The organism is Nocardiopsis potens DSM 45234, from assembly GCF_000341105.1.
Taxonomy (GTDB): Bacteria; Actinomycetota; Actinomycetes; order Streptosporangiales; family Streptosporangiaceae; genus Nocardiopsis_A; species Nocardiopsis_A potens.
In genome coordinates this window covers 1-12,540 of record NZ_ANBB01000025.1, presented here as the reverse complement: position 1 = coordinate 12,540, position 12,540 = coordinate 1, and the positions used below count along the sequence as shown (strand labels likewise).

The window sequence follows — 12,540 nt, the reverse complement described above, 5'->3', positions numbered from 1 at the left end:
GCACCTCGATTACATCTACCAGCGAGTAGTAAGCCCCAAGACCTCCACCACCCCCTTCCCGGTTACCCAGAGTGGCCGAACAGAGCCTCTCAGGAGAACAAAAGCGACATCTCACCCCCGCGCCGCCCCTGCCCGGGTTCCGATCCCCTACTTCCCGGCCTTGCGGGCGGCCCGAACCCCCGATCACCGGCCCGATCGGGACGATTCGGGCCGCCAAGGGGCCGATCCGGGCCGAGATGCGCGCCCGGGAATCACCGGGGTGCTCTCGCGGTGCGCAGGGCGCCCCACCCCGCCATCACCCTGCGTATTCACCCAGGTCAGAGAGAGGCAGCGGTTTCAGGGGCAGCCGGCCACGACGCCCGGGCGACGCGGGAACGCCGCCCCGGCCCGCCCCGGCCCGCCCCGACCGGCCCCGCCCCGCTCTGCCGCGCCCGACCGACCGGCCGGTCCCCTTCCCGCCTTCGCCGCCCGCTTGAGCCCCGGCTCCGTGGGGGGCCGCGCCCGGGCGACCGCCTTCGCCCCGCCCCTACCTGCGCCGTCGCCGCCCGTCTTGACCTTCGCTCTGCGGGGCGCCGCGCCCGACCGACCGGCCGGTGCCCCTCCCCTCCCTCGCCGCCAGCCTGAACCGCCACCCCGTGGGGCCCGCGCCCGGGCGACCACCTGCCCCCGCCCCTGCCTCCGCCGTCGCCGCCCGCTTGAACCCCCGCCCCGCGAGACGCCGCGCTCGGCTGGAGTGCCCGACTCGGTTCCTTCCGGCGCCGTCGCTGCCATCCCCTGCGGTACTTCCGCGGAAAGGGGACCCGCAGCCGGGAAGCCCGCCGGGAGTAAGACCCCGGGCGGGGTCCAGTGGGTCCTCGGGGCCGTGGGGTGGGAGTCGCTGCGGGCGACCTCGCCGCACAGGGTCTCGATGCGGGCGCGTTCCTCATGGGGCGAGTGTCCGCCCGGCAGGCCTCACCCCTCCGGCGCCCCTCACGCCTGCGGCGAGGCGTCCATCCAGGCGCGGGCCTGCGCCCAGGCGGGGCTCGCCGGGTCGATCACCGCGAAGTGGTCGACGCCGTCCAGGACCCGCAGCTCCACCGGGTCTCCGGCGGCGCGGGCCGCCTCGGTGTAGGCGAGGCTCTGCTGCAGCGGGACGCGCTGGTCGCGGTCGCCGTGCAGGACCAGCTGCGGCAGGCCGAAGGGGACCTGCGCCACCGGTGAGGCGGCGCGCAGCTCCGCCCCACCAAGTTCAGAGCCGAGGAAGTCGGCGACGGCGCCCTCGCCCAGGCCGCGCCGGTGGGCGTCGGCCAGGTCGGTGACCGGGGCCAGGCAGACCACCGAGGTCAGCGGCGACCCCGGAGCGGCCAGCAGCGCCAGGTGACCGCCGGCCGAGTGGCCGACCGCGACCACCCGGTCCGGGCGGTCCGCGGAGCCCTCGGCGGGCAGTCGCTCCGCCAGCAGCGCCAGGGCGGCGCGCACGTCGTCCAGGGTCTGCGGCCAGCCGCCGCCGTCGGAGCCGGTGCGCCGGTACTCCGTGTTCCACACCCGCCACCCGGCCGCGGCCAGGTCGGCGCCGAGCGGGTCCATCAGGTCGGCCGCCCGGATGTCCCGCCAGAACCCGCCGTGCAGCAGCACCGCGACCGGCGCGGGCCGGCCGTCCGCCCGCCGCTCCGGGCCACCGACCTCGATCCTCTGACTGGGGTGCGCCCCGTAGCGCAGGACCTCCGCCCGCAGCGGGGCCTGTTCTCCGTTCTCCGGTTCCATGCCGCCATCCTTCCACCGCCGGGTTCCTGCACACCGTTCCTCCGAACGAAGACCGGCTCCCTCCCCCGGCCCGCCCGGGCCACCGGACCACCCGCCCATTCCGCTCCACCGCGCGCGGCCCTCCACCAGGCGCCCATGCCGCTTCTCCGGACGGAGACCACCGCCCCAGCCGCCCGGGCCTCCGTTCCCGCCGGGCGCGGCCGTCCGCCGATGCCCGGGCGGGGCTCTCATGGGGCGTTCGGCCGCGCGGTCCACCGAATGTCGGGGGCCGCCGGACCGACCGCGGTTCCCCGAGGCCCGCCGGGGCTTCCCGGAAGGACTTCCCGCCCTCCTGCGGCGCCGGGTCCGCGGGCGGGCCGGCCTCGGTGCCGCCCCCTCCGGTCGCCCTTCCCGGGAGGTTCGCGGGTGCACCGGTTCAGCGCCGGGTCTCGGGGCGCCAGCGGCGGTGGGCCGGGCCCTGGTCGGGGTGGCGGAGGAGCTCCAGGCGGGGGCGGGGGCCGTCGGTGCGGCCGGTCGGCGGCCGGCGGGAGCCCCGGGAGAACTGGACCGGCCAGTCGGCGCCGGGGCCGGTGTAGTCCTGCTCGGCCGCGGCGTGCAGGGTCCACTGCGGGTCGTAGAGGTGGGTGCGGCCCAGCGCGCACAGGTCGGCCCGGCCCGCCAGGATCAGCGAATTGACGTCGTCGTAGGAGGAGATCGCGCCGACCGCGATCACCGGGATCCCGGTCTCGGCGCGGATCCGGTCGGCGAAGGGCACCTGGTAGCTGCGCCCGTAGGCGGGCTCCTCGTCCGCGACGACCTGGCCGGTGGAGACGTCCACGGCATCGGCGCCGGCCGCGGCGAAGGCGCGGGCGATGCGCACCGCGTCGCCGCCGCCGATGCCGCCCTCGGCCCAGTCGGTGGCCGAGATGCGCACAGCCATCGGCCGTTCGGCGGGCCAGGCGTCGCGCACCGCAGCGAAGACCTCCAGCGGGTAGCGGAGCCGGGCGTCCAGGTCGCCGCCGTAGCGGTCGGTGCGCCGGTTGGTCAGCGGGGAGATGAACTCCGACAGCAGGTAACCGTGGGCGCAGTGCAGTTCGAGCAGGTCGAAGCCGGCCCGGGCGGCCGATTCGGCGCTGCGCGCGAACCGCTCCCGGATCTCGTCCATGCCGGCCCGGTCCAGCTCGGCCGGGACCTGGTTGACGCCGGGCCGGTACGGGATCGGCGAGGGCGCGACCACCGGCCAGGCCCCCTCCTCCAGCGGGTCGTCCATCCCCTCCCACATCAGCCTGGTGGCGCCCTTGCGGCCGGAGTGGCCCAGCTGCACGCCGATCGCGGCGGTGCTGGAGGCGTGCACGAAGTCGGTGATCCGCCGCCACGCCGCCTCGTGCCCGGGGGTGTACAGGCCGGCGCAGCCCGGGGTGATGCGCCCCTCCGGGGAGACGCAGACCATCTCCGTCATCACCAGGCCGGCTCCGCCGAGCGCCTTGGAGCCCAGGTGGACCAGGTGGAAGTCGCCGGGGGTGCCGTCCTCGGCGGAGTACATGTCCATCGCCGAGACCACGATCCGGTTCTTCAGCTCCAGGCCGCGCAGCCGGAACGGGTGGAACATGGCCGGCCGGGGCCCGGGCTCCTCCGCATTCCCCGTCTCCCCCGCCTTCCCCGCCGCGGCCTCCTCTTCCGGCCCGGTGGCCCCGGCGGTCCCGGCGGCGCGTGCGAAGGCGGCATCGACGGCGGCGACGAAGCCGGGGTCGCGCAGCCGCAGGTTCTCCCGGCCCACCCGGCGGCTCCGGGTGAGCAGGTTGAACGCGAACTGCAGCGGCTCCTGGCCGGTGTAGCGGCCGATGTCCTCGAACCACTCCAGGCTGGCCTGGGCGGCGCGCTGCAGGCTCTGCGCGACGGGGCGGCGCTCGGCCTCGTAGGCCTCCAGCGCCGTGTCGGGGTCGGGGTGCTCGTGCAGGCAGGCCGCCAGGGCCAGGGCGTCCTCCATGGCGAGCTTGGTGCCCGAGCCGATGGAGAAGTGCGCGGTGTGCGCGGCGTCGCCGAGCAGCACCGTGCGGCCCCGCCGCCAGGTGCGGTTGCGCACCGTGGTGAAGGAGCGCCAGCGGGCGTTGTTCGGGATGAGCCGGTGGCCGCCGAGCACCCCGGCGAAGAGCTCGGCGCAGCGCCGCACCGATTCGGTGTCGTCGGCGCCGGGCGGCAGGCCCGGGTCTCGGAACCCGGCGGCCCGCCACACCTTCTCGTGCATCTCCACGATGAAGGTGCTCTCCCGCTCCGAGTAGGGGTAGGCGTGCGCCTGCACCACCCCGTACGGGGTCTCCAGGACGTGGAAGTTGAAGGCGTCGAAGACCAGGTCGGTGCCGAGCCACATGTACCGGCAGGCGCGGTGGTCCAGGGCGGTGCCGAAGTGGGCGGCGTGCGCGGTGCGCACCGCGCTGCCGGCGCCGTCGGCGGCGACCACCACGTCGTGCTCGCGCTCCAGCTCCTCCAGCGGCGGCGCCTCGGTGCGGAAGTGCAGTTCGACGCCGAGCTCGGCGCAGCGGTCGCGGAGGATCCCCAGCAGCACCCGGCGGTCCACCGCGGAGAAGCCGTGCCCGCCGGAGGTGACGGTGGCGCCGCGGTGGTGCACGTCGATGTCGTCCCAGCGGGCGAAGGACTTGGTCAGCGCGGCGTGCACGTCGGGGTCGGCGTGCTCGATGCCGCCGAGGGTCTCGTCGGAGAGCACCACCCCGAACCCGAAGGCGTCGCCGGGCGCGTTGCGCTCGTAGACCGCCACCCGGTGTCCGGGGTCGAGCCTCTTCACCAGGGCGGCGAGGTACAGCCCGCCGGGGCCGCCGCCGATGCAGGCGATGCGCATGGGGACTCCGTGACTGGTCGGGCGGCCGGGCGCCGCCGGTGTGCTCGGTTCCGGGCCGGGCGGCTCAGCCGCTCTCGCGGAGCTTGAACCGCTGCAGCTTGCCGGTCTCGGTGCGGGGCAGCGCGGCGGTGAACTCCACCGCCCGCGGCGTCTTGTAGGGGGCGATGCGCTCCTTGACGAAGGCCTTGAGCGCCTCGGCGGCGGCCTCGTCGGAGGGGGAGCCCTCGGCGGGGACGACGACGGCCTTGACGATCTGCCCGCGCTCGGTGTCGGGGACGCCGACGACCGCGGCCTCGGCCACGTCCGGGGAGCGCATCAGCACCTCCTCCACCTCGATGGCGGCGATGTTGTAGCCGGCCGAGACGATCATGTCGTCGGAGCGGGAGCGGTACCAGAAGTAGCCGTCGGCGTCGCGCACGTAGGTGTCGCCGGTGATGTTCCAGCCGCCGCGCACGTAGACCGCCTGCCGGTCGTCGTCGAGGTAGCGGCAGCCGACCGGGCCGCGCACCGCGAGCCGACCGGGCGTGCCGTCGGGCACCGGGCGGCCGTCGTCGCCGAGCACCTCGGCGGTGAACCCGGGCACGGGGCGCCCGGTGGCGCCGGGCCGGACGTCCTCGTCGGCGGCGGAGATGAAGATGTGCAGCATCTCGGTGGCGCCGATGCCGTCGATCAGCCGCACCCCGGTCTCCTCGTACCAGGACTGCCAGACCGCGGCGGGCAGGTGCTCGCCGGCCGAGACGCAGCGTCGCAGCGAGGACAGGTCGCGCCGGCCGGCCTCGGCCAGCATCGCCCGGTAGGCGGTGGGCGCGGTGAACAGCACGGTGACGCGCTCCTCCTCGATCGCCCGGGCCAGCCGCTCCGGCCCCGCCTTCTCCAGCAGCAGGGTCGCGGCGCCGGCGCGGAGCGGGAAGATGAGCAGGCCGCCCAGTCCGAAGGTGAAACCGAACGGCGGGCTGCCCGCGAACAGGTCGTCCCGGCGCGGCTTGAGGACATGGGCGGAGAAGGTGTCGGCGATGGCCAGCACGTCGCGGTGGAAGTGCACGCACCCCTTGGGCCGGCCGGTGGTGCCCGAGGTGTAGGCGATCAGGGCGACGTCGTCGGCGGCGGAGGGCAGCGCGGCGAAGGGCGGCTCGCCCTCGGCGGCGGCCCGCTCGGCGAGCTCGGCGGGGTCCTGCGGCCCGCCGCCGCCGTAGAACGCGATCTCGGTGCGGCCGCCCAGGTCGCCGGCGGCGCGGTCGGCCGCGGTGTGCAGGTCGGCGGCGAACCGGGCGTCGCACAGCGCGTGCGAGACGCGCGCCGCGCGCAGCACCGCCTCCAGCTCCTCGGCGCGCAGCACCGGCAGCACCGTCACCACCACCCCGCCGGCCTTGAGGACCGCCAGCCAGCAGGCGGCCAGCATCGGCGAGTTGGGGCCGCGCAGCAGCACCCGGTTGCCGGGGCGCACGCCCATCTCCTCGACCAGCAGCCGGGCGATGCGGTCGGTGCGGGCGCGCAGCCCGCCGTAGCTCCACGCCTCGCCCGCCCCGCCGCGGATGCAGGGCCGGTCGCCGCCGTACCGGTCGATGGTGCGGTCCAGCAGCTCCTCGGCGCAGTTGAGCCGGGCCGGGTAGTGCAGTTCGGGCAGGGTGAACAGCAGGCGCGGCCACTGGTCGGCGGGCGGGAGGCGGTCCCGGGCGAAGGTGTCGGTGTAGGCGGACGGGGAAAGACTCGGCTCCATCGCGGTCTCCTGCTGGTCCGACTGTCGGTTCTGGTCAGGCGTCCGGTGGGCGGCGCCGGTCGGCGCGGCGGAACATCTCCCGCGCGATGATGCCGCGCTGCACCTCCGAGGCGCCCTCGTAGATGCGCGGGGCGCGGACCTCGCGGTAGAGGTGCTCCAGCAGGTGCCCGCGCTGCAGGGCGCGGGCGCCGTGGATCTGCACGGCGGCGTCGACCACGTACTGGGCGGTCTCGGTCGCGTGCAGCTTGGCCATCGCGGCGCGCTCGGTGGGGGTGGCGCCGTCCGGGGCGCCGCCGTCGGCCGCGGTGTCCTGGGCTTCGGCGGCCCAGTAGACCAGCAGCCGGGCGGCCTGGGTGCGGACGGCCATCTCGGCCAGGGTGTGCGCGACGGTCTGCTGGTCGCGCAGCGGCCCGCCGAAGGCGTGCCGGGCCGCTGCGTGCCGCTCGGCGGCGTCCAGTGCGGCCTGCGCCATGCCCACGGCGAACGCGCCGACGCTGGGGCGGAACAGGTCGAGGGTGCGCATCGCGACCCGGAAGCCGCGGCCCTGCTCGCCGATGAGGTCGCCGGGGCCCACCGGCACGCCGTCGAAGACGAGCCGGCCCAGCGCGTGGTCGGCGAGCATGTCCAGGTGCTCGCCGTGCAGGCCGGGGCGGTCGGCGGGGACCAGGAACGCGGAGACGCCGCGCGCCCCGGGGTCGGGGCCGGTGCGGGCGAAGACGGTGTAGAAGTCGGCGTCGGGGGCGTTGGAGATCCAGGTCTTCTCGCCGTGCAGCCGCCAGCCCCCGTCCCTGCCGGGGCGGGCCTCCAGCCGCAGCGCGGCCGCGTCGGACCCGGCCTCGGGCTCGCTGAGCGCGAACGCGGCGACCGCCTCGCCGGCGGCGGCGCGCGGGATCCACTCCTCGGCCTGCTCGGGGGTGCCGGACTGGAGCACCGGGTAGGCGCCCAGGCCCTGCAGGGCCAGCGCGGTCTCGGCGGCGGTGCTGACCCCGGCGGTGTTCTCCCGCAGCAGGCACAGCTCCAGCGCGGAGGCGCCCTTCTCCGGGAAGAGCCGGGCCAGCAGGCCGGCATCGGCCAGCCGGCGCAGCAGGGCGCGGTCGACCCGCCCGGCGTGCTCTCCGTGCCCTCCTCTCCCCCCGCCGTGCGCGGGGGCGCCGGAGGCGAACGCGCGCTCGGCGGCGGCGCGGACCGACGCGGCGAAGCCGCGCTGGTGCGGGCTGAGCGTGAACGCCATTGCGCCCTCCCCGGGTCGCCGATGGTGCGCCTCCGAATATACCGAGTCCGTGACGGCCGTCAATGGTTCGTCACTCGCGGGTTCCCGGCGGTATCGTGCAAGCGTGACGACGGCACCCGACACGGCACTCGACGGCACCAACGGCACCGACGGAGCCCCCGGGGAGACTCCGGACACCGCGGGGCGGTCCGGCGGGGAGCGGCGCAACCGCCGCCCCCGCTCCCTGATCGTCTCCTTCTTCGGCGGCTACGGCCGGGAGGTCGGCGGCTGGGTCTCGGTGGCGGGCCTGATCTCGCTCATGGCCGGCCTGGACGTGGACGCGCCCGGGGTCCGCTCGGCGGTCTCCCGGCTCAAGCGGCGCGGGCTGCTGGAGTCCGAGCGGCGCGGAGGCGCGGCCGGCTACCGGCTCTCCGAGGCGGGCGTGCGCATCCTGGCCGACGGCGACCGCCGCATCTTCGAGCGCCGCACCGCCGAGCTCGCGGCCGGGTGGGTGCTGGTGGTCTTCTCCATCCCCGAGGCCGAGCGCGGCCTCCGGCACCGGCTGCGCTCCCGGCTGACCTGGCTGGGCTTCGGCAGCACCGCCGCCGGGGTGTGGATCGCCCCGGCCCACCTGGCCGACGAGGCCCGGCGCGCCCTGACCGAACTGGGCGTGCGCGAGTACGCCCAGCTGTTCACCGGGCAGCGGCTGGGCTTCGGCGACCTGGCCGACGCGGTCGCCGACTGGTGGGACCTGGACGCCCTGCAGGGCATGTACCGCGCCTTCCTCGCCGAGTACGAGCCGGTGCTGGCCCGGCGCCGCCTCTCCGGCGAGGACGGCGGCCCCGCCGCCGCCTTCGCCGACCACCTGCGCGCGGTGGACGCCTGGCGCCGGATGCCCTTCCTCGACCCGGGCCTGCCCCCCGAGGTGCTCCCCTCCGACTGGTCCGGCACCCGCGCCGCCCAGGTCTTCCTCGACCTGCACGCCCTGCTCCGCCCGCCGGCCCTGGAGCACGTCCGCGCCGCCACCGGGAGCTGAGGGCCCCGCGGGCAGGCCCGGACCCACCGACTGCCCGGCGGCCTTTCCCCGGGCGCCTTTCCCCGGACACCGGGGATCTCCCGCCCGCCGCGCGGTCGAAAACCGCGGATGCAGGCGGGCACGGACGGGCAGACGGGCAGATGGGGGAAGCCCGATGGGACGGCCGGTCGCGCTCCCGACGGCACGCCCCCGCACCGCCTGGTTCCGACCGCCCCCGGGCCCGCTTCCCTTCTCCCGCCGGCGGTCTAGGATCCACCCCATGCCCGACGCCCCGGAGAGGAAGACCGGGCCGCTCGAACGGTGCGGCGACGTGTACGGCCTGCTGGACCAGATCCGGCTGCGCCCGTCCGTGTGGGTGCCGGGCGGGTCCCTGCACGACCTGCAGAACATCCTGATCGGCTACGACGCGGCCCTGGTGGTCAACGGCCTGGAGCGGTCCGCCTTCTGGCCGACCGGCCCGTTCGCCGACTGGCTGCACGAGCGGTACGGCTGGTCGATGAGCACGGGCTGGGCCCGCGCCATCGAACGCGAGGCCGGCGCCGAGGAGCCGCTGCGGGCGTTCCTCCGACTGCTCGACGAGTACCGCACGGAAGGCCGCTGACCTGCACGGATCTCTCGCCGTCCGCGGCACCTCACGGGGTCAGGGTTCAAGCAGGCGGCGACGGCGGGTGGGGGACCGGCCGGTCGGTCCGGTACAGGCCCCACGAGGTGAGGGTTCAGACCAGCGGCGACGGCGCAGGAAGGGACAGGGCCGGGCACCCCGGCCGAGCGCGGCGCCTCGCGAAGCGAGGGTTCAAGCAGGCGGCGGGAGCGGGAGGGGCCGGCGCCGTGTTCGCCGGCCCGGCAGGGCACGTGCTTCCGGCGGGAGAAAGGCGGCGCCCCGGTGAAGGCAGGGCGGGCGCTCACCCACACTCGACTGGGGGGTTATGCCTCATATGCCGGATCAGTGTCGGGGTCGGGCATGTACGGGGGCTCCCTGCGCATCTCCACGGCGACCCCGATGACATCTACGCGCGAGTAGTAGCTCCTGAAGCCCTCATTCTTCCCCAATGATTACCCAGAGCGACAAAGAAGAGCTCTACGGGAGAACAAAAGCGACATCTCACTTCCGCCTTTGACCTTCCCGGGGTTCGGCCCGCCGGTTTCCGGCTTTGCGGTCGACATGAACCCCCGTTCCTCGGCCCGAACGGCGCCGATCGGGCCCTCAGGGGCCGAATCCGGCCCGAGATGCGCGCCCCGGCGCCGCCAGGGTGATGTGGAGGTGCGCAGGGCACCCCACCCAACCATCACCCTGCGTATTTGCCCAGGTCAGGAAAGAGGTAGGTTTCCACGCGGCCGCCCGAGGCGACGCGGGAGCGGCCATCCCGCCGCCCTGGCCCGCGCCGCCCCCTCGACCGCCCCGCCGCGCCTGACCGACCGGCCGGTCCCCCTCCCGCCGGCGCCGCCGGCCTGAACCTCAACCCCGTGAGGCGCCGCGCCCGACCGGCCAGCCGGTCCCGCCGGGTGGCCGGGGCTCGGCTGGCTGCGCTGACCAGGGCACACCGCCCCATCAGAGGGCTAGGCGTAGGTCACCAGCGGCCGGGGCTCTCCGCCTGCGGTGCGGTGGAAGTCGGCGAGGTCGGTGAGGAGGGAGCGGAGCGTCTCGGCGTCCTCGGGGAGGCGGGCGGTGAAGTCGGGCCAGCCGGTGAAGTGGAGTGCGCCCGGCGTCTCCACCAGGCCGGTGACCGCGTCCCAGAAGGCGTTCCAGTTCCGGCCGTAGAAGGCGGGGAAGCCCAGCTCCCGCTTGAGCAGCCGGTGCAGGCCGTCCGCGTCGGCCACCCCGGAGAGGTCGATCCGGACGGTGACGCCGGACAGGTCGTCGCCGAAGGTCGCGACGCTCCCGGGGCGGGTCTCCCGGACCGCTTCGACCAGGTCGAGCAGGCCGGCGGCGTCCTCCGGCCGGTGCTCCACCAGTGCGCTCCAGCCCACGATGTGCAGCTCGTGCGGGATCCGCGCCCGCTCCTGGGCCGGCAGGCGCAGGTCGGCCCAGGTGCGCGGGGCGCAGGCCTGCACCGCCAGCCGGGCGGCCACCACCCGGACCAGGGAGGCGCCGTCGAGCTCCTCGGGTGAGACGTCGATGATCATTCCGCCGCCCCCTCCCCCGCGCCGGGGCGGACGGCGGCGGCCGCGTGGCAGGCCAGGCGGCCCGTGGCGCGGGCGGTGACCCGCCCGTTCGCGATGCGGACCGCGGCCTCGGTGCCGTCGCCGGGGCCGGCCACGCCGGCCGCGGCGGCGATCGCGCCCTCCGGGTCGCACACCACCTGGAGCCGGGGCAGCGCCTCGGCGGGGACCGCGCCGCGCAGGCAGCCGGTCAGGTCGGCGACGGCCAGCCGGGCCAGCGGGAGCAGTTCGGCGGGGGCGTCGGCGGTGATCGCGGCGGTGACCCGGTCGCCGGGGCGGGCGGCGCGGACCGCCTCCTCCACCGCGCCGGCCCGGTGCACCCCCAGCACGCACAGCACCCCGTCGGCGGCCAGGTCGGCGGGGGCGGCGGCGACCAGGTCGGCCGCGTCCGGGGGCGACCAGGGGTCGTCGGCGCCCTGCACCGGGGGCGGGTAGGCCGGTTCCGGCCACGCGTCGTCGGGGTAGACGCCGTCCAGGTGCTCGCAGGCGCGGACCACGTCGAACGGCTCGGTGAACCCGGGGGCCGCGGCGGCGGTGCGGCTCGCCCCGTGCAGCAGGGTGAGCGCGGCCTCGGCGGTGCGCACCCCGCGGGCCGCCCGCTCCGGGCCGAGCCGCTCCAGGGCCAGCCCCAGCAGCAGCGCGTCCACCTTCATCAGCTGGGCGAACGCGTGCCGGGCGGGCTCGTCCGCCTGGACCTCGGGGATGAGGTCCTCGTCCATCCGGGCCTCGCCGGGGCGGCCGTCGGAGCCCGCCAGCGGGAGCCGGGACATCCAGGCGCGGGCGAAGGCGCCGAGCGCCTCGCGGACGGTGCGGCCCGGAGCGGGGGGCGCCGGGGCGGGACCGCGTTCGGCCCGCTCGGCCAGTACCGCGAAGTACAGTGCGCGCTTACCGGGGAAGTTGGAGTAGACCGCTCCGCGGGTGAGCTCGGCGCGCTCGGCGATGGCGTCCACCTTGGCGTCGCGGAACCCCCGCTCGGCGAACTCCGCGGCCGCCGCGGCCAGCACTTTCGTCCGGGTGACCTCTTGCAGCTCCGCCCTGCTGAGCCTGGCCATCGCGCTCCTCGCCGCCGCTTTGCCGATCCGCACCGCCCAAGATATCGTCATCATCCAGATGATGGGATCATCTAGAGGGGCGGGAGCGTGTGGCGCGCATCGGGGACGGCGACGACCTGCTGAAGTGCTCGTTCTGCGGCAAGAGCCGGCGGCAGGTGCAGCGGCTCATCGCCGGCCCGGTCGGGGTGTGCATCTGCGACGAGTGCGTCGAGCTGTGCAACGAGCTGGTCGACGAGGAGTTCGGCGAACCCGCGGCCCCGGTCCCGGCCGACCTTCCCAAGCCGCGTGAGATCTATGAGTTCCTGGATTCGTATGTGATCGGTCAGGAGCAGGCGAAGAAGGCCTTGTCGGTGGCGGTGTACAACCACTACAAGCGGGTGCGTTCGGAGGGGGAGCGCCCGCGCGATGAGGACGTGGAGATCGCCAAGTCCAACATCTTGCTGCTGGGGCCCACGGGGTCGGGCAAGACGCTGCTGGCCCAGACGCTGGCCAAGATCCTCAACGTTCCGTTCGCGATCGCCGACGCCACGGCGCTGACCGAGGCGGGGTATGTGGGCGAGGATGTGGAGAACATCCTGCTGAAGCTGATCCAGGCGGCCGATTACGACGTGAAGAAGGCCGAGACCGGGATCATCTACATCGACGAGGTGGACAAGGTCGCCCGCAAGTCGGAGAACCCCTCGATCACCCGGGACGTGTCGGGTGAGGGGGTGCAGCAGGCTTTGCTGAAGATCTTGGAGGGGACCACGGCCAGTGTTCCGCCGCAGGGCGGGCGCAAGCATCCGCACC

General features: G+C 75.6%; 9 protein-coding genes. 3 read left to right on the top strand and 6 right to left on the bottom strand.

Annotated elements, in window-relative coordinates; all coding sequences use genetic code 11:
* Positions 1 to 969 precede the first annotated feature (969 nt).
* The 4 genes from D459_RS0109745 to D459_RS0109730 all read right to left on the bottom strand — a co-directional run bounded on the left by D459_RS0109745 (position 970) and on the right by D459_RS0109730 (position 7,524).
* Positions 970 to 1,743: an alpha/beta hydrolase family protein gene (locus tag D459_RS0109745; RefSeq protein ID WP_017592815.1), complete on the bottom strand. Its 774-nt coding sequence runs from the start codon at positions 1,741 to 1,743 to the stop codon at positions 970 to 972.
* A 415-nt stretch (positions 1,744 to 2,158) separates the two neighbouring features.
* Positions 2,159 to 4,576, bottom strand: a complete 2,418-nt coding sequence (locus D459_RS0109740; RefSeq protein ID WP_017592814.1) for a bifunctional salicylyl-CoA 5-hydroxylase/oxidoreductase — start codon at positions 4,574 to 4,576, stop codon at positions 2,159 to 2,161.
* Positions 4,577 to 4,640: 64 nt separating this feature from the next.
* On the bottom strand, positions 4,641 to 6,293 hold the full coding sequence (locus D459_RS0109735; RefSeq protein WP_017592813.1) for an AMP-binding protein: 1,653 nt from the start codon (positions 6,291 to 6,293) through the stop codon (positions 4,641 to 4,643).
* A gap of 34 nt (positions 6,294 to 6,327) precedes the next feature.
* On the bottom strand, positions 6,328 to 7,524 hold the full coding sequence (locus tag D459_RS0109730) for an acyl-CoA dehydrogenase family protein (protein ID WP_017592812.1): 1,197 nt from the start codon (positions 7,522 to 7,524) through the stop codon (positions 6,328 to 6,330).
* 103 nt (positions 7,525 to 7,627) lie between these two features.
* Here D459_RS0109730 and D459_RS0109725 point away from each other — a divergent pair, with 103 nt between their 5' ends.
* Both D459_RS0109725 and D459_RS0109720 read left to right on the top strand, forming a co-directional pair.
* Positions 7,628 to 8,539: a PaaX family transcriptional regulator gene (locus D459_RS0109725; protein WP_017592811.1), complete on the top strand. Its 912-nt coding sequence runs from the start codon at positions 7,628 to 7,630 to the stop codon at positions 8,537 to 8,539.
* A 259-nt stretch (positions 8,540 to 8,798) separates the two neighbouring features.
* Complete coding sequence (locus tag D459_RS0109720; RefSeq protein ID WP_017592810.1) at positions 8,799 to 9,140, top strand: hypothetical protein; 342 nt, start codon at positions 8,799 to 8,801, stop codon at positions 9,138 to 9,140.
* Between the two features lie 956 nt (positions 9,141 to 10,096).
* On the opposite strand, the gene D459_RS36520 is transcribed toward D459_RS0109720, so the two are convergent.
* Together D459_RS36520 and D459_RS0109710 are read right to left on the bottom strand one after the other, a co-directional pair.
* Positions 10,097 to 10,663, bottom strand: a complete 567-nt coding sequence (locus D459_RS36520; protein WP_017592809.1) for a barstar family protein — start codon at positions 10,661 to 10,663, stop codon at positions 10,097 to 10,099.
* A complete protein-coding gene (locus tag D459_RS0109710) occupies positions 10,660 to 11,751 on the bottom strand; it encodes a TetR/AcrR family transcriptional regulator (RefSeq protein ID WP_017592808.1) in 1,092 nt (363 codons plus the stop codon). Before D459_RS0109710 ends, D459_RS36520 begins: the two co-directional genes overlap by 4 nt.
* 89 nt (positions 11,752 to 11,840) lie before the next feature.
* Between D459_RS0109710 and clpX the strand changes: the two genes are divergently transcribed.
* Positions 11,841 to 12,540, top strand: a 700-nt coding sequence (gene clpX / locus D459_RS0109705) for an ATP-dependent Clp protease ATP-binding subunit ClpX (RefSeq protein ID WP_017592807.1), incomplete at its 3' end; no start/stop codon positions are given.

Bases quoted from the DNA above. Each gene is read 5' to 3' on its own strand.
- D459_RS0109745 (WP_017592815.1), bottom strand. From the start codon at position 1,743: ATGGAACCGGAGAACGGAGAACAGGCCCCGCTGCGGGCGGAGGTCCTG.
- D459_RS0109740 (WP_017592814.1), bottom strand. From the start codon at position 4,576: ATGCGCATCGCCTGCATCGGCGGCGGCCCCGGCGGGCTGTACCTCGCC.
- D459_RS0109735 (WP_017592813.1), bottom strand. From the start codon at position 6,293: ATGGAGCCGAGTCTTTCCCCGTCCGCCTACACCGACACCTTCGCCCGG.
- D459_RS0109730 (WP_017592812.1), bottom strand. From the start codon at position 7,524: ATGGCGTTCACGCTCAGCCCGCACCAGCGCGGCTTCGCCGCGTCGGTC.
- D459_RS0109720 (WP_017592810.1), top strand. From the start codon at position 8,799: ATGCCCGACGCCCCGGAGAGGAAGACCGGGCCGCTCGAACGGTGCGGC.
- D459_RS36520 (WP_017592809.1), bottom strand. From the start codon at position 10,663: ATGATCATCGACGTCTCACCCGAGGAGCTCGACGGCGCCTCCCTGGTC.
- D459_RS0109710 (WP_017592808.1), bottom strand. From the start codon at position 11,751: ATGGCCAGGCTCAGCAGGGCGGAGCTGCAAGAGGTCACCCGGACGAAA.